Origin of the sequence: Chromobacterium vaccinii (assembly GCF_001855275.1) — a bacterium.
Classification (GTDB): Bacteria; Pseudomonadota; Gammaproteobacteria; order Burkholderiales; family Chromobacteriaceae; genus Chromobacterium; species Chromobacterium vaccinii.
Genome location: NZ_CP017707.1, coordinates 205,056 through 227,456, shown reverse-complemented (window position 1 = coordinate 227,456; position 22,401 = coordinate 205,056). Strand labels below are relative to the sequence as shown.

At 63.5% G+C, this 22,401-nt stretch carries 22 protein-coding genes; 4 read left to right on the top strand and 18 right to left on the bottom strand.

The window, feature by feature from the left end; genetic code table 11:
* Positions 1-191 precede the first annotated feature (191 nt).
* Entirely contained in the window at positions 192-1,757 is a 1,566-nt protein-coding gene (locus BKX93_RS01055) for an alkaline phosphatase D family protein (protein ID WP_070978211.1), read from the bottom strand.
* Between the two features lie 139 nt (positions 1,758-1,896).
* Positions 1,897-3,498 (bottom strand): NAD(P)/FAD-dependent oxidoreductase, encoded by a 1,602-nt coding sequence (locus tag BKX93_RS01050; RefSeq protein WP_046155813.1) that lies wholly within the window; start codon positions 3,496-3,498, stop codon positions 1,897-1,899.
* Between the two features lie 367 nt (positions 3,499-3,865).
* Between BKX93_RS01050 and BKX93_RS01045 the strand changes: the two genes are divergently transcribed.
* The 4 genes from BKX93_RS01045 to BKX93_RS01030 all read left to right on the top strand — a co-directional run bounded on the left by BKX93_RS01045 (position 3,866) and on the right by BKX93_RS01030 (position 8,233).
* Complete coding sequence (locus tag BKX93_RS01045; RefSeq protein ID WP_021477840.1) at positions 3,866-4,186, top strand: hypothetical protein; 321 nt, start codon at positions 3,866-3,868, stop codon at positions 4,184-4,186.
* A gap of 93 nt (positions 4,187-4,279) precedes the next feature.
* A complete protein-coding gene (locus BKX93_RS01040) occupies positions 4,280-5,488 on the top strand; it encodes an EAL domain-containing response regulator (RefSeq protein WP_052717309.1) in 1,209 nt (402 codons plus the stop codon).
* A 26-nt stretch (positions 5,489-5,514) separates the two neighbouring features.
* Positions 5,515-6,024 carry a putative pterin-binding protein gene (locus BKX93_RS01035; protein ID WP_070978209.1) on the top strand — a complete coding sequence of 170 codons (510 nt, stop codon included), beginning with the start codon at positions 5,515-5,517 and terminating at the stop codon, positions 6,022-6,024.
* A 4-nt stretch (positions 6,025-6,028) separates the two neighbouring features.
* Positions 6,029-8,233, top strand: coding sequence for an ATP-binding protein (locus BKX93_RS01030; RefSeq protein ID WP_046166520.1), 2,205 nt, complete (start codon positions 6,029-6,031; stop codon positions 8,231-8,233).
* A gap of 58 nt (positions 8,234-8,291) precedes the next feature.
* On the opposite strand, the gene BKX93_RS01025 is transcribed toward BKX93_RS01030, so the two are convergent.
* The 16 genes from BKX93_RS01025 to tsf all read right to left on the bottom strand — a co-directional run bounded on the left by BKX93_RS01025 (position 8,292) and on the right by tsf (position 22,370).
* Entirely contained in the window at positions 8,292-8,507 is a 216-nt protein-coding gene (locus tag BKX93_RS01025; protein WP_021477844.1) for a hypothetical protein, read from the bottom strand.
* A 26-nt stretch (positions 8,508-8,533) separates the two neighbouring features.
* Positions 8,534-9,037 (bottom strand): DNA-deoxyinosine glycosylase, encoded by a 504-nt coding sequence (locus BKX93_RS01020; protein ID WP_046166519.1) that lies wholly within the window; start codon positions 9,035-9,037, stop codon positions 8,534-8,536.
* Between the two features lies 1 nt (position 9,038).
* Positions 9,039-9,626: a ribonuclease HII gene (gene rnhB / locus BKX93_RS01015; protein WP_186009474.1), complete on the bottom strand. Its 588-nt coding sequence runs from the start codon at positions 9,624-9,626 to the stop codon at positions 9,039-9,041.
* Positions 9,617-10,789, bottom strand: coding sequence for a lipid-A-disaccharide synthase (lpxB, locus tag BKX93_RS01010; protein WP_046155808.1), 1,173 nt, complete (start codon positions 10,787-10,789; stop codon positions 9,617-9,619). Before lpxB ends, rnhB begins: the two co-directional genes overlap by 10 nt.
* Before the next feature lie 4 nt (positions 10,790-10,793).
* Positions 10,794-11,570 carry an acyl-ACP--UDP-N-acetylglucosamine O-acyltransferase gene (gene lpxA / locus BKX93_RS01005; RefSeq protein WP_046166518.1) on the bottom strand — a complete coding sequence of 259 codons (777 nt, stop codon included), beginning with the start codon at positions 11,568-11,570 and terminating at the stop codon, positions 10,794-10,796.
* Positions 11,571-11,572: 2 nt separating this feature from the next.
* Positions 11,573-12,025, bottom strand: coding sequence for a 3-hydroxyacyl-ACP dehydratase FabZ (fabZ, locus tag BKX93_RS01000; protein ID WP_021477849.1), 453 nt, complete (start codon positions 12,023-12,025; stop codon positions 11,573-11,575).
* Positions 12,018-13,064: a UDP-3-O-(3-hydroxymyristoyl)glucosamine N-acyltransferase gene (lpxD, locus tag BKX93_RS00995; protein ID WP_046155859.1), complete on the bottom strand. Its 1,047-nt coding sequence runs from the start codon at positions 13,062-13,064 to the stop codon at positions 12,018-12,020. Before lpxD ends, fabZ begins: the two co-directional genes overlap by 8 nt.
* A 51-nt stretch (positions 13,065-13,115) precedes the next feature.
* Entirely contained in the window at positions 13,116-13,601 is a 486-nt protein-coding gene (locus BKX93_RS00990; RefSeq protein ID WP_046155806.1) for an OmpH/Skp family outer membrane protein, read from the bottom strand.
* 19 nt (positions 13,602-13,620) lie between these two features.
* Positions 13,621-15,936 (bottom strand): outer membrane protein assembly factor BamA, encoded by a 2,316-nt coding sequence (bamA, locus tag BKX93_RS00985; protein WP_046166517.1) that lies wholly within the window; start codon positions 15,934-15,936, stop codon positions 13,621-13,623.
* A 9-nt stretch (positions 15,937-15,945) separates the two neighbouring features.
* Complete coding sequence (rseP, locus tag BKX93_RS00980; RefSeq protein ID WP_070978207.1) at positions 15,946-17,289, bottom strand: RIP metalloprotease RseP; 1,344 nt, start codon at positions 17,287-17,289, stop codon at positions 15,946-15,948.
* Positions 17,283-18,467 (bottom strand): 1-deoxy-D-xylulose-5-phosphate reductoisomerase, encoded by a 1,185-nt coding sequence (gene ispC, locus BKX93_RS00975; RefSeq protein ID WP_070978205.1) that lies wholly within the window; start codon positions 18,465-18,467, stop codon positions 17,283-17,285. The genes rseP and ispC overlap by 7 nt, the downstream gene beginning before the upstream one ends.
* Before the next feature lie 16 nt (positions 18,468-18,483).
* A complete protein-coding gene (locus BKX93_RS00970; protein ID WP_070978204.1) occupies positions 18,484-19,290 on the bottom strand; it encodes a phosphatidate cytidylyltransferase in 807 nt (268 codons plus the stop codon).
* A 4-nt stretch (positions 19,291-19,294) separates the two neighbouring features.
* Positions 19,295-19,984, bottom strand: a complete 690-nt coding sequence (uppS, locus tag BKX93_RS00965) for a polyprenyl diphosphate synthase (protein WP_244887212.1) — start codon at positions 19,982-19,984, stop codon at positions 19,295-19,297.
* 76 nt (positions 19,985-20,060) lie between these two features.
* The gene (frr, locus tag BKX93_RS00960; RefSeq protein WP_046155858.1) at positions 20,061-20,618 is read right to left on the bottom strand and encodes a ribosome recycling factor; all 558 of its coding nucleotides are present in this window, start codon (positions 20,616-20,618) and stop codon (positions 20,061-20,063) included.
* Between the two features lie 75 nt (positions 20,619-20,693).
* The gene (pyrH, locus tag BKX93_RS00955) at positions 20,694-21,413 is read right to left on the bottom strand and encodes a UMP kinase (protein WP_046155800.1); all 720 of its coding nucleotides are present in this window, start codon (positions 21,411-21,413) and stop codon (positions 20,694-20,696) included.
* Between the two features lie 90 nt (positions 21,414-21,503).
* Entirely contained in the window at positions 21,504-22,370 is an 867-nt protein-coding gene (tsf, locus tag BKX93_RS00950; RefSeq protein ID WP_046155799.1) for a translation elongation factor Ts, read from the bottom strand.
* Positions 22,371-22,401: the final 31 nt, after the last annotated feature.

Genomic DNA, 22,401 nt, shown 5'->3' with positions numbered 1-22,401 from the left:
GCGAGGGCCGGCCGGCGCGCAGCCGGCGGCGTTGTCATTGTAAAAGCATGATTTTATCTAGATCAGAACAATGCCCATGTCAATAACACTGTTAAGCTTCTGTTGCCAAAACCATATCGTGACGGAATGACCGCCGGCGCTAAGCCGCGCGGCCGCAACGGCTCCTCGGTCCAAGCACAAGCTTGCCGCGATCAGGCGGGCGGCAATTCCTGCGTGAACAGGGTCTGCCCCGCCACATCCTTCAGCCTCACCGTCATCGCCCGGCTGCGGGCATCGATGTCCACCTGGCCGAAGAACTGCATCCCGGCCAGCGGCGAGGTGTTCTGCGCAGACGGGGCTTTCTGGTATACGACCTTGGGGCCGAAAGTCATGTCCAGCGCGTTTGGCCCGAAGGTGCCGGCGTTGAGCGGGCCGGACACGAACTCCCAGAACGGGTTGAAATCGGCGAAAGCCGCCCGCTCCGGATGGTAATGGTGGGCGGCGGTGTAATGGACGTCTGCGGTGAACCAGACCACGTTGCGGATGTCCTGGCGCTTGATCTCGCCCAGCAGCCAGGCCAGCTCCAGCTCCCGCCCGCGCGGCTGCCCGTGATCGCCATTGGCCATCGCCTCCCAGCGCGGACTGCCGTCAGCATTCTTGCCGTCGCCCACCTGCAGCGCCAGCGGCATGTCCGCCATCACCGCCTTCCATACGGCGCGGGACGACTTCAATCCCTCCAGCAGCCAGTGCAGTTGCTCGCGGCCCATGAAGCCGCCGCCCGGTTCGCCCTCGGCCTGCAAATTGGCGCCGTTGGCGTCGCGGTAGCTGCGCATGTCCAGCACGAACACGTCCAGCAGCGGCCCCTGCGGCAGGCGGCGGTACACCCGCTCGCTTTCGCGATCGCCGTAATGGCGCAGCGGCGCGTACTCCATGAAGGCGCGCGTCGCGCGGGCCTGCAGCACGCCTATGCTCTTTTCGCGGTAGCGGGCGTCGTCGGCCAGGTTCTTGCTGTCAGACCAGTTGTTGACCACCTCGTGGTCGTCCCATTGCCAGATCTGCGGCACTTCGGCGGCGAAGCGACGCACATTGTCGTCCAGCAGGTTATAGCGATAGCGGCCGCGATATTCGTCCAGCGTCTCCGCCACCTTGCTCACCTCGGGCGTCACCAGGTTGCGCCATATTTTCCCCTCTTCCACCGTCATTTCAGCGGCCATCGGACCGTCGGCGTAGATGGTATCGCCGCAGTGGACGAAAAAGTCCGGCTGCTGCCGGCGCATGGTTTCATAAATACGCATGCCGCCCCAATCCGGATTGATGCCGAAGCCCTGGCCGGCGGTGTCGCCGGACCAGACGAAGCGCAAGTCGCGCGGCTGCCGCGATGCCGTGCGGAAACGGCCCAGCAGCGGCTCGGATAGCGCGCGCGGGGAGGCGGCATCCTCGTAACGCACGCGGACGAACAGCTGCTCGCCGGCCGGCAAGCCGCTCAGATCGATGCGGGTGGTGAAATCGGTGGCCTCGGTGGCCCATGGCCCGCGCAGCTTGCGGGGATCGGCGAAACGCTCGCTGACATCCCACTCCACCTGCATGCGCGCCGTGCGGTCGGCGCGCGCCCAGACTATCGCCCGGTCCGCGCCCACATCGCCGATCTGGATGCCTGAAGCCGCCTGCGGACGCAACCGATCCGGCACGATCAGCGCCGGCGCGGCCTGCGCGGCGGCGCCCAGCAGCCAGCCGCCGCTGCCGGCCAGCGTGGTCTTGAGGAAATGCCGTCTATCCATACTGTTCTCCCAAGCGAAACCGGCATCCTGCCAAGGCCGGATGCCAAGCGTTTGACGCCTGGATGAACATTATGTGGATGGACAAATAAAAACCGCCGCGGCTGACGAGCCGCAGCGGCCGATGCCAAAGACAAATGCCTTACTGGCCCAGCATGGCCTTAGCCACCGCCTCCGCCACCTTGATGCCGTCCACGCCCGCCGACAGAATGCCGCCGGCGTAGCCCGCGCCCTCGCCCGCAGGGAACAGGCCCTTGATGTTCAGGCTCTGGCCATCGTCGCCGCGGGTGATGCGCAGCGGCGAACTGGTGCGGGTTTCCAGGCCGGTCAGCACCGCGTCGTGCAGATCGTAGCCGCGGATCTGGCGGGCGAAGTGCGGAATCGCCTCGCGCATCGCCTCCACGCAGAAGTCGGGCAGGATGCGCGCGAGATCGGTCATGGTCACGCCCGGCTTGTACGACGGCTCCACCTCGCCCAGCTGGGTGGATGCCTTGCCGGCCATGAAATCGCCCAGCAATTGAGCCGGCGCGAAGTAATCGCCGCCGCCCAATTCATATGCCTTGCTTTCCAGCTCGCGCTGGAAGTCCAGGCCGGCCAGCGGGCCGCCCGGGTAGTCGACCTCGGGCGAAATGCTGACCACGAAGCCGGAATTGGCGTTGCGCTCGTTGCGCGAATACTGGCTCATGCCATTGGTGACCACGCGCTTCTCTTCCGAAGTGGCCGCCACCACGGTGCCCCCCGGGCACATGCAGAAGCTGTACACCGCGCGGCCGTTGCTCGCATGGTGCACCAGCTTGTAGTCCGCCGCGCCCAGCAGCGGATGGCCGGCGTACTTGCCCCAGCGCGCCTGATCGATCAGCGATTGCGGATGTTCGATGCGGACGCCTACCGAAAACGGCTTGGCTTCCATGTAGACGCCGCGCTTTTCCAGCATCTGGAAAGTGTCGCGCGCGCTGTGGCCCAGCGCCAGCACCACATGGTCGCTCAGCACCTCGCCGCCGTCGGCCAGCTTGACGCCGCGCACGCGGTCGCCATCCAGGATCAGGTCGTCCACGCGCTGCTCGAAGCGGATTTCGCCGCCCAGTTCGATAATCTCGGCGCGCATGTTCTCCACCATGGAAACCAGGCGGAAAGTGCCGATGTGCGGACGGGCCAGGTAGAGGATTTCCTCCGGCGCGCCGGCCTTGACGAACTCGGTCAGCACTTTGCGACCCAGATGGCGCGGGTCCTTGATCTGGCTGTACAGCTTGCCGTCGGAGAAGGTGCCGGCGCCGCCTTCGCCATACTGCACATTGGACTCGGTATTGAGTTCGCTCTTGCGCCACAGGCCCCAGGTGTCCTTGGTGCGCTGGCGCACTTCCTTGCCGCGCTCCAGCACGATGGGCTTGAAACCCATCTGGGCCAGGATCAGCGCCGCGAAAATGCCGCATGGGCCAAAGCCCACCACCACCGGACGCTGCTTCAGCTGGGCCGGCGCCTGGCCGACATAGTAATAATTGGTGTCCGGGGTGGGCATCACTCGGCGGTCGCCCTTGAAACGGGCGAACAGCTTGTCCTCATTGGCCACATCCACGTCGATGATGTAGACCAGGCTCATCACGCCCTTGCGGGCGTCGTAACTGCGTTTGAACACGGTGAAGCCGCGAACGTCGTCCGCCGGCGCTTTCAAAAAGCCGGCGACGGCGTCGGCCAGCTCCTCAGGAGTATGGTCCAGCGGCAGCTTGAGTTCGGAAATGCGCAACATAAAAATCCAGTAACAGGTTGGTGTCTATTCAACGAGGCGCCATTGTAGCGGCAAACCACGCGGCCAGGCACGACAATGGTCAAGCCGCTGATTGCAATCCCCCCTCGCGTTGGCTATAGCGTACTGTGGCATTCGCCACCGGCATGGCCATGCTCGCCACGCCCGCCGTCCTCCACCATCAGGCTGACGGGACCTTCTGCCGCGCCGTTCCAGACAGCGCGAGCAGGGCTTTAAAGCTGCAAGTTATCGGGACTGCTCCTGTTTTCGACTCTTCCGCCACGATGACAACAAGGCGATATCGCCATGCGCGCGGCCTTTGCCAGGAAGATCGAGACGAGCGGGAAGCATTGCACCAAGGAGAACCCTCATGAATCTGGACATACTCACCCAGCCGGCTGTGCGGCTGGCGATAGAGGCGTTGCAACACGGCGACCACGCCAACTGGATGGCGCAGTTCAATACCGATGCGACACTGACGGATGATGGACTGCCAGCCAATTTCCACAAATTCAGCGAACACGCGATGGGACACGAGCACTTCACCAGCATAGATCGGGTGGAAAACCAGGGGCTGGACGTGTACGGCGGCTTTCACAGCGACCGTTGGGGCAATTTCAACACCTACTTCAAATTCCATCTGGACGCAAACGGCAAGATCCGCCAGCTGGACATCGGCCAGGATAGTTGACTCCCCGCCGGGCGGCCCCTTACCCGCCCGGAAACCCATCACTATAATTGCAGCATCCACACCGTATGGCGGTCTGGCGCCATGGGAGAGGCGATGCACCAGATACTGGTCATAGACGACGATGCCGTATCGCAGCGATTTCTCGTGATGGTGTTGCAACGCCTCGGCTACGAAAATGTGGTGGTGGCCAGCGACGGCCTGGACGCGCTGATCCAGCTGGACGCCGGCGATAGGCGTTTCGACGTGATCTTCTGCGACCTCGACATGCCGCGCATGGACGGCATCGAGTTCGTCCGCCATCTGGGCGAGCGAGGTTTTCAAGGCATGCTGCTGATCTCCAGCGGCTTCGACGAGAGAGTGATCGAGTCGGTGGCCGAGCTGGCCCGCATGTACGATCTATGGCTGGCTGGCGTGCTGCCCAAGCCCATCAACCACCAGACGCTGCAGCGCCTGATCAATCAGCCGCCCCCCGCCAGCCGCCACACTCCAGGCGTCGTGTCCCCGCCCACGGAGGAAGAGTTGCGCGCCGCCATCGGCAAGGGCGAGCTCCGCCCTTTCCTGCAGCCCCAGGTTTCAATGAAAGACGGCCAGATACGCTCGGCGGAAGTCCTGGCCCGATGGCAGCATCCCCGGCTCGGACTGATAGGCCCCCAGCAGTTCATCCAGCTGGCGGAAAACTCCAGCCTGATCACCGAACTGACCCTACAGATGCTGCGGCAGGCGGCCGTCATCATGGACAGGCTGCCCAGCGAGACGCCGCTGGCGATGTCGCTGAACCTGTCGGTGGAGTCGCTGAACGAAATCGCGCTGGTAACCCGCTTCGAACGCATACTCGTCGATTGCGGCTTCCCCTTCAGCCGCCTGATCGTGGAAGTGACGGAAACCGGCCTGATGGCCAACCCGACGCGCGCGCTGGAATTGCTCACTCGCCTGCGGCTGAAAGGCGCGCGGCTATCCATAGACGATTTCGGCACCGGCTTCGCCAGCATGGATCGCCTATCGCGCATTCCCTTCACCGAGCTGAAGATAGACAAGGGCTTCGTCATCGACGCCGCGCTCAACCCGACCAACTTCTCCATCGTCCGCGCCAGCGCCGAGCTTGGACGCCAGCTAGGCCTGGACGTGGTGGCCGAAGGCGTGGCGACAGAGTCGGAATGGCAGCTTTGCCGGCAACTGGGCGTGGAGATCGCCCAAGGGTCCTTCATCTCGCCGCCGGTGGACGCGGAAAGCTTTCGCGGCTGGCTGCTGAAACACCGCGGTGTTTTTCTTCATGCCGCGCCCAACCTTTCCGACACCGTTTGAAGCCGGAATATATTAGGAGCCTAGCCATGTACGCCCTCGGCCGCGCCGTTCTGATCCTGCTGTTCCTGGCCATCCCGCCATGCCTGGCCGAAAGCCCCCCGTTGCCCCCCCCCGCCGGCAAGGTGGTGTTGACCATCAGCGGCCAGATCAGCAACAAGAATCACGACAACGACGCGGTGTTCGACATGAACATGCTCGCGGCGCTGCCGCAGCACACAATCTCCACCCGCACGCCATGGCTGCCTGGCGTCAGCCGCTTCACCGGGCCGTATCTGCAGGACGTGCTCAACCTGGTCGGCGCGAAGGGCCGCACGCTGAAAGCCATCGCTCTGAATGACTACAAGACCGACATCCCGCTGGACGACGCCGCGCGCTACCAGGTGGTGCTGGCCCGTTTGCTAAACGGCAAGCCAATGCCGGTGCGGGACAAGGGGCCGCTGTTCATCGTCTACCCCTACGACAGCCAGCCCGCGCTGCGCTCGGAAATCTATTACAACCGTTCCGCCTGGCAATTGAAGTCATTGCAGGTGGAGTGAGGCCATGACCCAGGGCAAAGAGCACTCCACTTCCTGGCGGATGCTGGCGGCCATCGGCGCCGCCCTGCTATGCGTGTTCGCCGGGGCAGCCTATGTCCAGCATCGACAATCCCAGACTCTCACCAGCGCGGTGCTCTACCAGGACGACAACATCATCTGGGCCTATTTTCAGCTGGAGGCGGAAAACTTTCATCTCCGGGCCGCGCTGCATGAAGCGCAACACGATCAGATCACGTCCGACCAGCTGCAACAGCGCTACGACATCTTCGTCAGCCGCATCGGCATCATACGCGGCGGCCAATACCGCCGGCTGCTGCAGGATCAGCCGCAATACCTGCTGATGCAAAGCCGGCTGGACGCCTTCGTCCGCCAGGGCGACGCCTACTTCAGCGTCGTGCCCGCGGCGAACGACCATGCCCGCCTGGCGCGGCTGGAACAGTTGTCCGCCTCGCTGTCCGACGGCCTGCACGACCTGTCGCTGCAGGCCAACCAGGTTGTCGCGCTGCAGGTGGACAATCGAAACCGCACCATGCAGCAGTACATCACAGTCAGCAATTGGCTGATGGGCTTTGAATGGGTGTTGATTTTCGGCTTCGGCTTCACAGTGATCCGGCAACTGCGGCAGCTGGAAAAACGCCGCCGGACGCTGGAAACGCTAACCGACCGCCTGGAGGAGGCCCGCAGCCAGGCCGAGGCCGGCAGCCTGGCCAAAAGCGCCTTTCTCGCCAATATGAGCCACGAAATACGCACCCCGCTCAACGGCGTGCTGGGCATGCTGGCGCTGCTGGCCGACACCCACCCCAGCGTCAACCAGGCCAACTACATCCGCATGGCCGAGGAATCGGCTCGCCACCTGCTGCTGCTGCTGAACGATGTGCTGGACGCCAGCAAGCTGGAGTCGGGCAAGCTGGAGCTGGCGCCGGTCACCTGCAACCTGGCCTACCTGCTGCGCCAGGTGGCCAACCTGATGAACGCTCAGGCGCAGGCCAAGGGCCTGATGCTGAATCTGGACATGGCGTCGGAAATTCCAGAATGGGTGGAACTGGACCCGACCCGCCTGCGGCAGATACTGCTCAATCTGCTGAGCAACGCCGTCAAGTTCACCGAGCGCGGCGGCGTCACCGTTCACGCTTCGGCGCCGCAGGGAGAGCAGCCGGGCACGGCCCAGTTGCTGCTGGTGGTGACCGACACCGGCATCGGCATGGACCAGGCCACCCAGGCGAAACTGTTCAAGCGCTTCTCCCAGGGCGACGGCTCCACCGCCCGCCAGTACGGAGGAAGCGGCCTGGGCTTGGAGATTTCGCAAAACCTGGCCCGGCTGATGGGCGGCGAAATCTCGGTCAGCAGCGTTCCCGCCCAGGGCAGCTGCTTTCAACTGACGCTGCCGCTGAGAGTGATCGCCGCGCCGGACATCCCTCCCGAAGCCATCGAGTCCTTCTCCAGCCACGACACGCTGAGCAGACCGCTGAGAATCCTGGTGGTGGACGACAACGCGGTCAACCGCAAGTATCTGCAAGCGCTGCTGGAAAGGCTGAACCAGCAACCGACGCTGGCGTCGGATGGCCCCGAGGCGCTGCGGCTGGCCGCCGCCCACCCCTTCGACTTGGTGCTGATGGACCTTCACATGCCTGGCATGGACGGCGTGAAAACCGCGCGCGGACTGCGCGAGGAAGCGCTAACCCCCAGGATGCCTATCATCGCGCTGACCGCGGACGCCTTCCCGGAAACCCGCCAGCAAATGCTGGAACAAGGACTGGACGATTTCCTGACCAAGCCGCTGAGCCGCGACCAGCTGCTGGCGGTGCTGCAGAAACAGTTTCCGCCGGCGCCCAGCGCCGCGCCGCAAGCAAGGGAAGAACCCGTCCTCGACGCGCGCACCATCACGGATTTCGTCGACCTGCTGTCCGATCAGCAATACCGGCAGCTGGTGGAACAATACTTCGCCAGCCACCAGGAATCGGTCCGGCAATTGCGGCTCAACCAGCGGCAACCGGATCGGGAAAACCTGTTTCATCTGGCACATGGCATGAAAGGAGGGGCAGTGACGCTGGGCTTCGCCAGCCTGGCCCAGCGCTGCCAGGAGCTGGAAAGCCAGTCGCTGCAATCCAATTGCGCGCCGGCGCCGCAGATCGCGCAGGTGATCGCCCAATTCCAGGCCACCCGGCAAGCATGCGTCGAGCAGGGACACCTGGACAGCCCTGCGGAGTAGGCTCGCCGCCAGCCGGCCCGGGCGCGGGTTCGCGGCATGAAGGCCGTTTGGGAAGCGATCAGGCCACCCGCACCAGCCGGCCGCCATCCTGCTCCGGCGTTTCAAAGCGCTTCCAGTCCACGATCATCACCTGGCTGAGACCGCACTCCCCTGCCAGTTGCCCTTCGATTTCCTCCAGCACCTGATGACTGTGGATCACGCCATTGATGGCGACTTCCGCGCGACGCATCACGCTGTCGTCCGTGGTGACAAACCAGATGCAATAACGGTTCATCGGCAACCCTCCGGCTGGGTGCGAAATTACGCTGACAAGTCTAAATATCGTTCCAACTGCCGCCAGACCGCAAGTTTTGCCTCGTAGGCCAGCGTATGCGCCGGGCTGGACGAGGGCAAACGCGCAACGGCGAGGTCCAGCCCGGCCAGCTGCGCTTCCGCCTTGGCGGCGGTCGCGCCGTTGAAGGCGACCGCGCGCAAAGAGGGCAGGCTGGCGGCGAAATCGCTCAAATCGTTATGCTGGATTTCCCTCAGGTCGGCATCCAGGCTGCCTTTGCGGCTGGCCTGGGCCACCACGTCCCACAGGCCCACGCCGGACTCGCGCAAGGCCATCAGGCGTTCTTCGTAGGGCAGGGAAACCAGATCCCGCTCCAGCACTTCGCCCAGCAGGCGCCAAAACTGGTTTCGAGGGTGGGCGTAATACTCGCCAGCTGCCAGCGAGGCGTCGCCGGGCAAAGATCCCAGGATCAACAACCGGGTGCCTGCGTCCGCCACCGGCGGAAAACAACGCTTGCCGCCCTGCTCCGCCATGCTAGAACAAGGCGCCCTGATGGCTGGCCAGCCAGGCCCTGACCGGGCCGAAGGTCTTCCGGTGCGCCGGCAGGATGCCGTGGGCTTCGATGGCAGCCAGATGCTCGGCGGTGGGATAGCCCTTGTGGCGGGCGAAACCGTATTGCGGATGCAAAGCGTCCAGCGCCACCAGCTCGGCGTCGCGCGCGGTCTTGGCCAGGATGGACGCAGCGGAGATGGCCGCCACCTTGGCGTCGCCCTTGACGATGGCCTCGCCCGGCACCGGCAGATGTTTGGGCACGCGGTTGCCGTCTATCTGCGCCAGGTCCGGACGCACCGGCAGCCCCTCCACCGCGCGCGTCATGGCCAGCATGGTGGCGTGCAGGATGTTGAGCTTGTCGATCTCTTCGACGCTGGCGCTGGCGATGAACCAGGCCAGCGCGTCGCGCTTGATCAACTCCGCCAGCGCATCGCGCTTGGCCTCGCTCAACACTTTGGAGTCGGCCAGGCCGGAAATCGGCTTTGCCGGGTCAAGAATGACCGCCGCGGTGAAAACCGCGCCGGCCAGCGGCCCGCGGCCGGCTTCGTCGACGCCGCAGATCAGTGGCATCGCGCCACCTCCAGCACCGCGCGCGCTGCGCGGGTGGCGGTATCCTGCTTCAACGCCAGATGCAGCTCGGTGAACGCCTTTTCCATTTCAATTCGGGCCGCAGAATCGGTGTATAGCCGCTGCATCTCTTCAGCCAGCTTTTGCGGCGTGGCTTGCTTCTGCAACAGCTCCGGCACCACGAATCGGCCGCACAGGATATTGGGCAAACCGACGTACGGCAGCCTGATCTTGCGCTTGACCAGCCGGTAGGTGAAGGCGGACAGCTTGTAGCTGATCACCATCGGCCGCTTGGTCAAAGCCACCTCCAGCGTCGCCGTGCCGCTGGTGACCAGCACCACGTCGCTGGCGATGGTCGCCATCTGCGCATGGCCGAACAGCCTGCGGATGGGCAGGTCGCGCGCCTTGAAGCGGTACAGCATCTGCTCGAACTGGTCCATGGTGGCGCGGGTGGCCAGCGGCACCAGGAACTGGGCGTCCGGATACTCGCGCAACAGCAGACGCGCGGTATCCAGGTAGATGGGCGCCATGTATTCCAGTTCGCTTCGGCGGCTGCCCGGCATCAGCGTGAACACCGGCACGCCCTGCGGCAGTCCCAGTTGGTCGCGCATCGCCTCCTTGTCCGGCTCCAGCGGGATCTCGCTGGCCAGCGGGTGGCCGACATAGGTGACCGGCACGCCGGCCTGGCGGTACAGCGGCGGTTCCATCGGGAACAGGCACAGCACGTGGTTGACCGCGCGACCGATCTTCTGGATGCGCTCCGGCCGCCACGCCCATACCGACGGACTGACATAGTGCACGGTGGGAATGCCGGCCTTCTTCAATCCGGCTTCCAGCCCCAGGTTGAAGTCCGGCGCGTCCACGCCGATGAACACGTCCGGCCTCTCCGCCAGCAACTGCTCGCGCAGCCGACGGCGAATCTTCAGCAGCTCGGGCAGGCTCTTCAGCACTTCGGAATAGCCGCGCACCGCCAGCTTCTCCTGCGGCACCATGCTGTGAAAGCCGCGGGCCTCCATGCGCGGGCCGCCGATGCCGGCGAATTCGATATCGCTGCGGTGCGCGCGCAGCGCGTCCATCAGGTGGGCGGCCAGCAGATCGCCGGAAGCCTCCCCGGCCACCATGGCAACCTTCAAGGCCCCCTTGCGCTTGAAAAGTTGATCGCTCATAAGCTCAGCGGATGATGCCTCGCGCCGATTGTTCAAAGAAACGCACGAACGGCTCCAGCTCGGCATGTTCCTCGCCGGCCTCGGCCAGGATCGCGGCCTTGGCCTCGTCGTAGCTCAAACCCTGGCGGTACAGCGTCTTGTAGGCGTTGCGGACGCGGCGGATCTGCTCCGGCGTGAAACCGCGGCGCTTCAGGCCTTCCGCGTTGATGCCGGAAGGAACGGCGCGGTTGCCATGCGCCATCACGAACGGCGGCACGTCCTGCGCCACCGCGCTGGCGAACGCCGTCATCGCGTGTTCGCCGATGATGGCGAACTGGTGCACGCTGGTGAAACCGCCCAAAATCACCCAGTCGCCGATGCGCACATGGCCGGCCAGCGTCGCGTTGTTGGCGAAGATGGCGTGGTCGCCCACCTGGCAGTCGTGCGCGATGTGCACGTAGGCCATCACCCAGTTGTCGTTGCCGATGCGGGTGACGCCGACGTCCTGGGCGGTGCCGGTGTTGAAGGTGCAGAATTCGCGGATGGTGTTGTTGTCGCCGATCTCCAGGCGTGTCGGCTCGCCGGCGTATTTCTTGTCCTGAGGCTGGGCGCCCAGCGAGCAGAACTGGAACACGCGGTTGTTCTTGCCGATGGAGGTATGGCCTTCGATCACCACGTGCGGGCCGATCCAGCTGCCGGCGCCGATGCTGACATCGGGGCCGATGATGGAATAGGCGCCGATTTCGACGTCGTCGGCGATCTGCGCCTTGGGATCTACGATTGCGGTCGGATGGATGGCCATGCTTACACCTCGCGGCGGGCGCACATGATCTCGGCTTCGCAAGCCACCTGGCCGTCCACCAGCGCGCGGGCGGCGTACTTGCCGATGCCGCGCTTGACGGTCATTTGCGTCACTTCGAACACCAGTTGGTCGCCCGGCACCACCTGGCGCTTGAAGCGGGCATGGTCGATGCCGACGAAGAAATACAGCTCGTTCTCCGAGCGCTCGCCCTGGCTCTTGATCGCCAGAATGCCGGCGGCCTGGGCCAGCGCTTCGATGATCAGCACGCCCGGCATCACCGGATATTGTTCGAAGTGGCCGGCGAAGAACGGCTCATTGATGGTGACGTTCTTCAGCGCCTTGATGCGCACGTTGGGTTCCATTTCGGTGACGCGGTCAACCAGCAGAAACGGATAACGATGCGGCAGGCAGCGCATGATCTCGCGGACATCGATCGAGACAGCGTGTTCACTCATGAGGTTCTTCCTTCGATTTTTTCAGTGTTTCCAGTTCCCGCTCAAGCTGCTTCACGCGCTTGGCGAAATCGTCCAGATGGCGCACGTGGACGGCGTTGGACAGCCAGTCCTTCATGCTTTGCAACGGGTAGGAGGACGCGTAGTTGCCGGCCTCCTTGATCGACTTCGACACCAGGGTGCCGCCGCCGATATGGGTGCGGTCCGCCACGTCGATGTGGCCGACGAACATCGCCGCGCCGCCCACGGTGCAGCGCGCGCCTATCTTGGTGCTGCCGGCGATGCCGACGCAGCCTGCGATAGCGGTATGCTCGCCGATTTCGACGTTATGGGCAATCTGCACCAGATTATCTATCTTGGCGCCCTTGCGGATCACCGTGTCGGCCAGCGCGCCGCGGTCCACCGTGGTGTTGGCGCCGATCTCGACGTCATCCTCCAGCACCACGCGGCCGGTTTGCGGAATCTTGAACCAATGGTCCTTGTCCCAGGCCAGGCCGAAGCCGTCGCCGCCGATCACGCTGCCGGAATGCACGCCGACGCGGTCGCCGATCACGCAACCGTGGTAAACGGTGACGTTGGGGTAAAGCGTGACGTCGTCGCCGATCAGGCAACCATCGCCGACCACCACGCCCGGCATGATGCGGCAGCGTTCGCCGATGACGACGTTGTCGCCGACGGTGGCATTGGCCGCGATCTCGCTGCTCTCGCCTATCCGGCAGCCTTCCCCCACTACCGCGCGCGGATGGATGCCGGCGCGCGGCGCCTTCGGCGGATGGAACAATGTGGCCAGACGCGCGAAATACAGGTAGGGATCGGCGGCCACGATCAGCGAACGCTCCGGCAGCTCTGCCGCCAGCGCTTCGGTGACGATCAGCGCGCCCGCCGCGCTCTCCAGCATCTGGCGGCGGAACTTGGCGCTGGCGACGAAAGCGATTTCATCGGCGCCCGCCAGCTCCAGCGGAGCCAGCCGGGACACATCCCGGTTCTGGCCGCGCAGCTCTCCGCCCAGTTGCTCTACGATATGTTCGAGTGTGTAGGACATCAAAAACAAAGCCGACTCGGGGTCGGCTTGCTCCGGTAACGGTTTAAACGACTACTTGTCCAGCTCTTTCAACACTTGCGGCGTCAGATCGAACCTGGGATTGATGTACACCGCTTCCTGCAGGATCAGATCATAGTTCTCGCGCTGGGCGATTTCCTTGACCGCGCGGTTGGCCCGCTCGGTCACCCCGGCGAATTCCTCGTTGCGGCGCTGGTTGTAATCCTCGGCCAGCTCGCGGGATTTGGCGCGGTAATCGCGGTCCAGCCCCGCGTACTCCCGCTCGAAGCGCTTGCGGTCATCCGGCGACAGGCTGTTTTTCGCCAACATGGATTCCAGATCCTTGGCCCGCGTCTCCATCTTCTTCAACTCGTCGCGGCGGCTGGAGAATTCCTTGTCCAGCTTCTTGTAGATGGCGACGGACACGCCGGCTTCGCGATAGATGCGCTCGATGTTGATGAAGCCCAGCTTGAAGTCGGCGGCATGAACCGGCAGCGCCGCCACGCTCAGCACTGCCAGCCACCATTTCAATGCTTTCATGATCTCATCCTGATAACGGTTAGAACGACGTGCCCAGCTGGAATTGGAAGCGCTGAACCTTGTCACCCTGCTCTTTCTTCAGCGGGTTGGCGATACTGAACTTCATCGGCCCCATCGGCGACAGCCAGGTCAATGCCAGACCCACGGAATAGCGGAAGCCATCGCTCGGCGAGCTGGTGATGCCCAACGCCTTTTCCGATGCCGTCAGGTTGGTGTTCCACAAGGTGCCCGCATCGAAGAACAGGCTGGTGCGCAGCGACTTGTTGTCCTTCATGCCCGGGAAGGGAAACAGGATTTCCGCGTTGGCCACTACCTTGCGGTTGCCGCCGAGGTAGGAGTTCGCCGCCGAATCGTACGGGCCGATGCTGCTGCTGTCGTAGCCGCGAACCGATCCCAGGCCGCCCATGTAGTAGTTCTTGAAGAACGGCAACTGCCTGGTTTTGCCGTAGCCGTCAGCATAGCCCAATTCGCCATTCAGCATCAGCGTGAAGTCTTTCGACAGCGGGAAGAACCAGGTCTGCTGGTGGGTCAGGCTGTAGTACTGCAGCGAACCGCCCGGCAGGCCGAAGTCGGCGTTGACGCGGATGCTGGCGCCGCGGGTCGGCCACAACGCGCTGTCTCGGGTATCCCGGCCCCAGCCTACGGTACCCAGGACGGTGTAGTTGCTGCTGCCGTACTGGTTCACGAAGTCGATGTACTGCTGCGGGCTGTTGCTGTAGGTGGTGATGTCGGTCTTTTCCGCGCCGATCGTGAAATTGATGCGGTCGTACTCGGTGATCGGCACGCCGAAACGCATGTCGGCGCCGACGGTGCTGGTCTTGTACGCTGAGATCGACGTGGCGTCCGGGTTGTAGACGCGGTTGTACAGGTCATAGCCCAGGCTGACGCCGTCCGGCGTGAAATACGGATCAGTGAACGACAGCGAGTAATTCTTGTTCACCTTGCCGGTGGACATGCCCAGAGACATGTACTTGCCGGAGCCGAAGATGTTGCTCTGGGAAATATTCGCGCCCAGCACCAGGCCCTCGCCCTGCACATAGCCCAGGCTGCCGGAAATGCTGCCGGTGGAGCGTTCTTTCAGACCGATATTCATGTCTACCTGGTCCGGCGCATCCGTCACCGCCGGCGTTTCGACGTTGACGTCCTCGAAGTAGCCGAGCAGCTCCAGGCGCTCCTTGCTGCGCTTGACGTTGGCGGCGTTGTACGGCGCGCCCTCCAGTTGGCGCAGCTCGCGGCGGATCACTTCGTCGCGGGTCTTGCTGTTGCCTGCCACGTTGACGCGGCGGACATAGGTCTTGCGGCCCGGATCGACGAAGAAAGTGAAGGCGGCGGTTTGCTTCTCGCGGTCGATGTCCGGCAGCACGTTGACGTTGGCGAAGGCGTAGCCCTCGTTGCCAAGGCGGTCGCTCAGCGCCTTCACCGACTCGGTCACCTTCTCATTGTTGAAGGTGTCGCCGCGCTTCACCTGCACCAGGCTCAGCAATTCGGCCTCCGGCACCTTCAGGTCGCCAGCCAGGCGCACGTCGGACACGGTGTACTTCTTGCCCTCGTGCACATTGATGACCAGGTACATGTCCTTCTTGTCCGGGCTGATAGACACCTGGGAAGAGTCGATGCCGAATTCCATATAGCCCTGGTTCTGGTAGAAAGCCTTCAGCTTCTCCAGATCGCCGGTCAGCTTCTGCTTGGAATACTGGTCGTCCTTGGTAGCCCAGGACAGCCAGCCACCGGTGGTCAGGCTGAACTCGTCCAGCAGCTTGGACTGGGCGAAAGCGTTGGCGCCGACGATGCGGATTTCCTTGATCCGCGCGGTCACGCCTTCATTGATGTCCAGCGTCACGGCGACGCGGTTGCGCTCCAGCTTGGTGACGCCGGGGGTGATTTCCACCGAATACTTGCCGCGGCTGTAATACTGGCGCTTCAGCTCCTGCACCGCGCCATCCAGCAAGGCCTGGTCAAAAATCAAAGACTCGGCGAAGCCGTTGTCCTTCAGCGCCTTCTTCAGCTGGTCCTTGCTGAATTCCTTGGCGCCGTTGATGTTCAGTTGGGTGATCACCGGGCGCTCCGCCACGGTGACGATCAGCGTGCCGCCGCGGCTTTCCACGCGCACGTCGTTGAAGAAACCGGTGCCGAACAGCGCCTTGATCGCTTCTTTGGCCTTGGCATCGGTAAAGGTGTCGCCCACCTTGACCGGCAGATAGTTGAAGACCGTGCCCGGCTCGGTACGCTGCAGGCCTTCAACGCGGATATCTTTGATCACAAAAGGATCTGCAGCCATGGCAACGGTGGCCATGGTCAGGCCCATTACGGCCACTGCGAGTCGCTTCAATTTCATAAATGTGTTTTAACCCCCAAATAGGCGGCTGAAATCGTTCAGCATGGCAAATGCCATCAAAGACGCCAGCAATATGAAACCAATCTTTTGTCCGAGCAATTGCACCCGTTCGCTGACGGGCTTACCTCTGACCAGCTCCGCGACATAATACATTAAGTGGCCCCCATCCAGAACCGGTATGGGAAGCAGATTCAACACGCCGATGCTGACGCTGATCAGCGCCAGGAATTCCAGATACGGCGTCAGGCCCTCGCGGGCGGTCTGGCCCGCGACATTTGCGATAGTCAGCGGACCCGACAGATTGTTCAAAGAAGCTCGGCCGATCAGCATGTTGCCGAGGAATTTGACGCTCATCCAGGCGGTTTCGCCGGTCTTGCTCCAGGCGGCGGCAAAGGCCCCTACTGCGTCGTAATGCCGAGTAAAGGCCAACTGGTCGCTCCAGGCGCGATCCGGCGACGGCCCTACGCCGATGCGGCCGACCACCTCGTCGTCCTGCGCGACCGCCTGCGGACGCAGCTTGATCTCCAGCGGCTTGCCGGCCCGCTCGACGCGCACCGTCAACTCCTTGCCCGGGCTGTTGCGCACCACGTGCACCCACTCTTCCCAGTTTCTGAGCATCACTCCGTTCACCGCCTGCAGCTTGTCGCCCACCTTGAGGCCAGCCTTGGCTGCGACGCCCTTCTCCTCCAGTACGCCCACCTGCGCCAGGAAACGCGCCGGGGACACCCCAGGATCGCCCTGCTGCAAGGCCTGCTCGGCCTTCTCGCCGAAACGGCGGGCATCGATATCGCGCCGCTTCCTGGCGCCGGACGCGTCCTGCACCTCGACCCGCACCACGGCGGAAGACATCGCGGCCTCGACGATACCCAGCCTAACCTCCTGCCAGCTGGCGACGGGCCTGCCCGCCACGCTGAGAATGCGATCGCCCTCCTTGAAACCCGCCGCGGCGGCCGGCGTCTGCTCGACCACAGTGCCCACCAGCGGATGCAGCTGCGGCACGCCCTGGGCGATCACAGCCCAGTACAGCAGCGCCGCCAGCAACAGATTGGCCAGCGGCCCCGCGGAGACGATGGCCATGCGCTTGAGCACATGCTGATTGTTGAAAGCCCGCGGACGATCCGCCTCGTCGACCAGGCCCTCGCGCTCGTCCAGCATTTTCACATAGCCGCCCAGCGGAATCGGGCACACCACCCACTCCGTCTCGCGCGGACGGAAGCGCAACAACGGCGAACCGAAACCGATGGAGAAACGCAGCACCTTGACGCCGCACAGCTTGGCCACCCAGTAGTGGCCCAGCTCGTGAAAAGTCACCAGCAGGCCGATGGCCACCAGAAACGCCAGCAGCGTCAGCATGCCGCCACCCTGCCCTCGGCGAAACGACGCGCCTCCTGGTCACGGGCCAGCAAGCCTTCCAGGCTGTCGCTGGCCGCGCAGGACACGCCGGCCAGCGCGGCGGACACCACGCGCGGGATGTCGACGAAACGCAGTCGTCCCTCAAGGAACGCCGCCACCGCCACTTCATTGGCGGCATTCAATACCGCCGGCGCGTCGCCGCCCATTTCCAGCGCGTCGAACGCCAGTTGCAGGCAAGGGAAGCGCTCAAGATCCGGCTTCTCGAACGTAAGATCGGACAATGCGAAGAAGTCCATGGGCTCCACCCCGGCGTCGATGCGCTCGGGCCAGGCCAGCGCGCAGGCGATCGGCGTGCGCATGTCGGGCGAGCCCAGTTGCGCCATCACCGAGCCGTCTCGGTACTGGACCATGGAGTGGATCACGCTTTGCGGATGCACGGCCACCTCGATGCGGCTGGGCGGCACATTGAACAGCCAGCGCGCCTCGATCACCTCAAGCCCCTTGTTCATCAGCGTGGCGGAATCGACGGAAATCTTGCGCCCCATGCTCCAGTTGGGATGGCGACAAGCGTCGTCCGGCGTGACATGGAGCAGATCGGCGGCCGGGCGGCTGCGGAACGGCCCGCCCGACGCGGTAAGAATGATCTTGCTCACGCCCGCGGCGTCGGGATTGGCGGCGTAATCGGCGGGCAGAGATTGAAAGATGGCGCTGTGCTCGCTATCCACCGGCAACAGCGCCGAACCGCTCGTGCGCACCGCGTCCATGAACAAACGGCCGGCCACCACCAGCGACTCCTTGTTGGCCAGCAGCATGCGCTTGCCGGCCCGCGCCGCGGCCAGCGCCGACGGCAAGCCTGCAGCGCCGACGATGGCGGCCATCACCGCGTCCACCTCCGGCAACGAAGCCACCTGGACCAGCGCATCCGCGCCATGCAGCACTTCTGCGCGCAGGCCGGCGTCCGCCAGCCGCGCGCGCAGATCCGCCGCAGCAGAAGCGTCGGCCGCCACCAGATAGTCAGGACGAAAACGGAGAGCCTGCTCGAACAGCTTGTCGAGCTGGCGATGGGCGGTCAGCGCCACCACGCGGTAGCGCTCCGGATGACGGGCGATCACATCCAGCGTATTGCAGCCTACGCTGCCGGTCGCCCCCAGTACGGCAATACCCTGAGGTTTGGTCATTGCTATGTTTCCAGAATTACATGCCGCCCAGCGCGCGCAGGGCGTTGCTGACCGCCAGCACAGCGATCAGGCTGTCGATGCGGTCGTAGACGCCGCCATGGCCCGGCAGCAGCCGGCTGCTGTCCTTGATGCCCGCGACGCGCTTGAACCAGGACTCCAGCAAATCGCCGCACACGCTGACCGCAGTCAGCGGCAGCGCCAGCAACAGCAGGCCCCACAACGGCAGCTTGATGTCCAGCCAGCCGAAATGATCAACCAAAGCGACGTAGATCGCCACGCAAACCACCGCGCCGTAAACGCCTTCCCAGCTTTTGCCCGGACTGATGGCCGGCGCCAGCTTGCGTCGGCCGAAAGCCTTGCCGGAGAAATAAGCGGCGATGTCAGCCACCCATACCAGGCCCATCACGGCCAGCAGAGCCAGCGCGTCATGCATCGTGGCATTGGGGCGCCACTCGAGAAAAGCGAACCAGGCCGGCAGCATCAACGCCCAGCCCAGCATCCAGGCCGGCAGGCCTGACGGCATTTTCCAGCGCCTGGCCAGCCAGGCCGGCACCAGCAACAGCCACAGCGCCAACACCGCGCCATGCTCGAAGCCTTGCATCCGCCAGTGGCCGAACCAGGCCGCGGCGGCGAACAGCGTGGACAGCGCAAGATAGCACGCCTGCCGGGGAAGGGACATCCCGGCCATCCGGGCGTACTCCCACAGGGCCAGAACAACGATCAACCAGGAAAACCCAGCCCAGGCTGCGGCGGGGAACAGGAATAGCGCCGCCAGCATTAGCGGCAGCAATACGAGCGCGGTGAGAATTCGCGTTATCAGCATGAAGTCAGAGCTTGTCTCGGCGCAGGTGCTCGGGCAATTGCTCGCTGGTGCGGCCAAAGCGGCGCTCCCGCTGCCAGTAGGAGTGGATCGCCCCCTGCAGCGCCGCTTGGTCGAAATCGGGCCACAACAGGTCGGTGAAGTACAACTCGGAATACGCCAGCTGCCACAGCAGGAAGTTGCTGATGCGCTGCTCGCCGCCGGTGCGGATGAACAGATCCGGTTCCGGCGCCCATGCCATGCCGAGACGCTCCGTCACCATAGCCTCGGTGATGGAGGACTGGCCCTCGGCGATCAGCTGATTCACCGCGTGAACGATATCCCAGCGGCCGCCGTAATCGGCGGCGATGGTCAGCACCAGACCGTCGTTGCCGGCGGTCTTGGCCTCTGCGCGGTCGATGCGTTCGGACAGTTCCGCGCTGAATCGCTCGCGGGAACCCAGCACCTTCAGGCGGATATTGTTGTTATGGAGCTTGGAGACTTCGTGCTCTAGCGCGCGCAGGAACAGGTCCATCAGGAAAGACACTTCTTCCTGCGGCCGACGCCAATTCTCGGTGGAGAAAGCGAACAGCGTCAGATACCCGACGCCCATTTCCTTGCAGGCCTTCACCACCTCGCGCACGGCGTCCAGGCCGCGCTTGTGGCCGGCCACGCGCGGCAGGAAGCGTTTCTTGGCCCAGCGGCCGTTGCCATCCATGATGATGGCGATATGCCGGGGCGGCTCGCACCCCTCCGGCACAGTTTTCGAAGAACCGGAAAACAAGATCCGCCCCTTATACCGCCAGCAGGTCGGCTTCTTTGGCGGCCAGCATCTTGTCGACTTCAGCGATGTACTTGTCGGTCAGCTTCTGGATCTCGTCCTGGCCGCGGCGCTCGTCGTCCTCGGTGATGGCCTTGTCCTTCAGCAGGTTCTTGAATTCGTTGTTGGAATCGCGGCGGATGTTGCGCACGGCCACGCGGGCGCCTTCGGCTTCGCCGCGCACCACCTTGATCAGGTCCTTGCGGCGCTCTTCGGTCAGCATCGGCATCGGCACGCGGATGATCTCGCCCATCGAGGCCGGATTCAGGCCCAGATCGCAATCGCGGATAGCCTTTTCGATCTTGGCCAGCATCGGCTTTTCCCACGGCTGCACGCCGATGGTGCGGGCATCGATCAGGGTGACGTTGGCTACCTGATTGACCGGCACGTCGCTGCCGTAATAGTCAACCATGACATGATCCAGAATGCCGGTATGGGCGCGTCCGGTACGAACCTTGGCCAGGTCGTTCTTGAACGCTTCCTGCGTCTTCTGCATTTTTTGTTCGGCCGATTTTTTGATTTCGTTAATCATGTCGCACTCCCGGAATACTTCAAATGACAAGGCGAAAACGGCCATTGCCGTTTTCGCCCTCAGCAATTTTCAAACTCAGCAGTGTACCAGCGTGCCTTCGTCTTCGCCAAGCACGACGCGGCGCAGCGCGCCATTCTTGAAGATGCTGAACACCTTGATATTGAGGTGCTGATCGCGGCACAAGGCGAAGGCGGTGGCGTCCATCACCTTCAGATTGCGCGAGATCGCCTCGTCGAAAGTCAGGCTCTGGTAGCGGACCGCGTCGGGATTCTTTTTCGGATCATCGGTATACACGCCGTCCACCTTGGTGGCCTTCAGCATGATGTCGACATTCATTTCCATGCCGCGCAACGCGGCAGCGGTATCGGTAGTGAAGAAGGGGTTGCCGGTGCCGGCGGCGAAGATCACCACCTTGCCCTCCTCCAGGTACTGCATCGCCTTGCCGCGCACATAAGGCTCGGCGATCTGCTGCATGGTCAGCGCGGACTGCACCCGGGCGATCAGGCCGGCCTTGGTCATCGCATCCTTCAACGCCAGCGCGTTCATCACAGTGGCCATCATGCCCATGTAATCCGCCGTCGCGCGATCCATGCCTGCCGCAGCCGGCGCCACGCCGCGGAAAATATTGCCGCCGCCGATCACGATGCCCACTTCAACGCCCAGGCCCACCACTTCTTTGATCTGGCCCACAATCTGCTCGATGGTCGAGCGGTTGATGCCATAGCTGTCATCCCCCATCAGGGCTTCGCCGGAAAGTTTCAACAGGATGCGTTTATAGGCGGGAACTTGGCTCATGATGTCCTCGGATTGGCGGTTATGGTGTGTTCAGTTTGCAAAACGGCACCCTGCAAGCAGGGTGCCGTTGGTAAAGCGGTAAGTCGAAACTTACAGCTTGGCAGCCGCAGCCACTTCAGCTGCGTAGTCTACTACTTTCTTCTCAATGCCTTCGCCCACTACGAACATGGCGAATGCCTTGACCGAGGCTTTTTGCTCGGCCAGCAGCTTCTCGACGGTCACATCCGGGTTCTTGACGAAAGGCTGACCCAGCAGGGTCACTTCAGCCAGGAACTTGTTGATGCGACCTTCAACCATCTTGGCGACGATATCGGCCGGCTTGCCGGACTCGGCAGCCTGGGCGCTGTAGATCTTGCGCTCTTGATCCAGGGTTTCGGAAGAAACCTGGTCCTTGGACACGCAGATCGGCTTGGAGGCGGCGATGTGCATGGCCACGTCCTTGCCCACTTGCTCGGCGCCGGCGTAGTCGACGATCACGCCGATCTTGGCACCGTGCAGGTAGGTGGCGATCGCGCCTTCGGTCTGGTAGCGAACGAAACGACGGATGGTCATGTTCTCGCCCAGCTTGGCGATGGCAGCCTTGCGGATGTCTTCCACGGACACGCCGTCGACTTCCACTGCGGAAAGCGCTTCGACATCGGCCGGATTGGCGATGACGGCAGCCTTGGCGGCGGCGGCGGCCAGAGCCAGGAAGGTCGGATCCTTGGCGACGAAGTCGGTTTCGCAGTTCACTTCAACCAAGGCACCGACGCCGGCTTCCACGTGGGAGCCGATGATGCCTTCGGCGGCCAGACGGCCAGCCATCTTGGAAGCCTTGTTGCCGGACTTTATGCGCAGGATTTCTTCAGCCTTGGCCGCGTCGCCTTCAGCTTCAACCAGAGCCTTCTTGCACTCCATCATGCCGAGGCCGGTGGCCACGCGCAGATCCGAAACCATTTTTGCGGTGATTTCCGCCATCTTGCTACTCCTGAATGATTTAGATTACGTG

Bases quoted from the DNA above. Each gene is read 5' to 3' on its own strand.
- BKX93_RS01055 (WP_070978211.1), bottom strand. From the start codon at position 1,757: ATGGATAGACGGCATTTCCTCAAGACCACGCTGGCCGGCAGCGGCGGC.
- BKX93_RS01050 (WP_046155813.1), bottom strand. From the start codon at position 3,498: ATGTTGCGCATTTCCGAACTCAAGCTGCCGCTGGACCATACTCCTGAG.
- BKX93_RS01045 (WP_021477840.1), top strand. From the start codon at position 3,866: ATGAATCTGGACATACTCACCCAGCCGGCTGTGCGGCTGGCGATAGAG.
- BKX93_RS01040 (WP_052717309.1), top strand. From the start codon at position 4,280: ATGCACCAGATACTGGTCATAGACGACGATGCCGTATCGCAGCGATTT.
- BKX93_RS01035 (WP_070978209.1), top strand. From the start codon at position 5,515: ATGTACGCCCTCGGCCGCGCCGTTCTGATCCTGCTGTTCCTGGCCATC.
- BKX93_RS01030 (WP_046166520.1), top strand. From the start codon at position 6,029: ATGACCCAGGGCAAAGAGCACTCCACTTCCTGGCGGATGCTGGCGGCC.
- BKX93_RS01025 (WP_021477844.1), bottom strand. From the start codon at position 8,507: ATGAACCGTTATTGCATCTGGTTTGTCACCACGGACGACAGCGTGATG.
- BKX93_RS01020 (WP_046166519.1), bottom strand. From the start codon at position 9,037: ATGGCGGAGCAGGGCGGCAAGCGTTGTTTTCCGCCGGTGGCGGACGCA.
- rnhB (WP_186009474.1), bottom strand. From the start codon at position 9,626: ATGCCACTGATCTGCGGCGTCGACGAAGCCGGCCGCGGGCCGCTGGCC.
- lpxB (WP_046155808.1), bottom strand. From the start codon at position 10,789: ATGAGCGATCAACTTTTCAAGCGCAAGGGGGCCTTGAAGGTTGCCATG.
- lpxA (WP_046166518.1), bottom strand. From the start codon at position 11,570: ATGGCCATCCATCCGACCGCAATCGTAGATCCCAAGGCGCAGATCGCC.
- fabZ (WP_021477849.1), bottom strand. From the start codon at position 12,025: ATGAGTGAACACGCTGTCTCGATCGATGTCCGCGAGATCATGCGCTGC.
- lpxD (WP_046155859.1), bottom strand. From the start codon at position 13,064: ATGTCCTACACACTCGAACATATCGTAGAGCAACTGGGCGGAGAGCTG.
- BKX93_RS00990 (WP_046155806.1), bottom strand. From the start codon at position 13,601: ATGAAAGCATTGAAATGGTGGCTGGCAGTGCTGAGCGTGGCGGCGCTG.
- bamA (WP_046166517.1), bottom strand. From the start codon at position 15,936: ATGAAATTGAAGCGACTCGCAGTGGCCGTAATGGGCCTGACCATGGCC.
- rseP (WP_070978207.1), bottom strand. From the start codon at position 17,289: ATGCTGACGCTGCTGGCGTTTCTGGTGGCCATCGGCCTGCTGGTGACT.
- ispC (WP_070978205.1), bottom strand. From the start codon at position 18,467: ATGACCAAACCTCAGGGTATTGCCGTACTGGGGGCGACCGGCAGCGTA.
- BKX93_RS00970 (WP_070978204.1), bottom strand. From the start codon at position 19,290: ATGCTGATAACGCGAATTCTCACCGCGCTCGTATTGCTGCCGCTAATG.
- uppS (WP_244887212.1), bottom strand. From the start codon at position 19,984: ATGGATGGCAACGGCCGCTGGGCCAAGAAACGCTTCCTGCCGCGCGTG.
- frr (WP_046155858.1), bottom strand. From the start codon at position 20,618: ATGATTAACGAAATCAAAAAATCGGCCGAACAAAAAATGCAGAAGACG.
- pyrH (WP_046155800.1), bottom strand. From the start codon at position 21,413: ATGAGCCAAGTTCCCGCCTATAAACGCATCCTGTTGAAACTTTCCGGC.
- tsf (WP_046155799.1), bottom strand. From the start codon at position 22,370: ATGGCGGAAATCACCGCAAAAATGGTTTCGGATCTGCGCGTGGCCACC.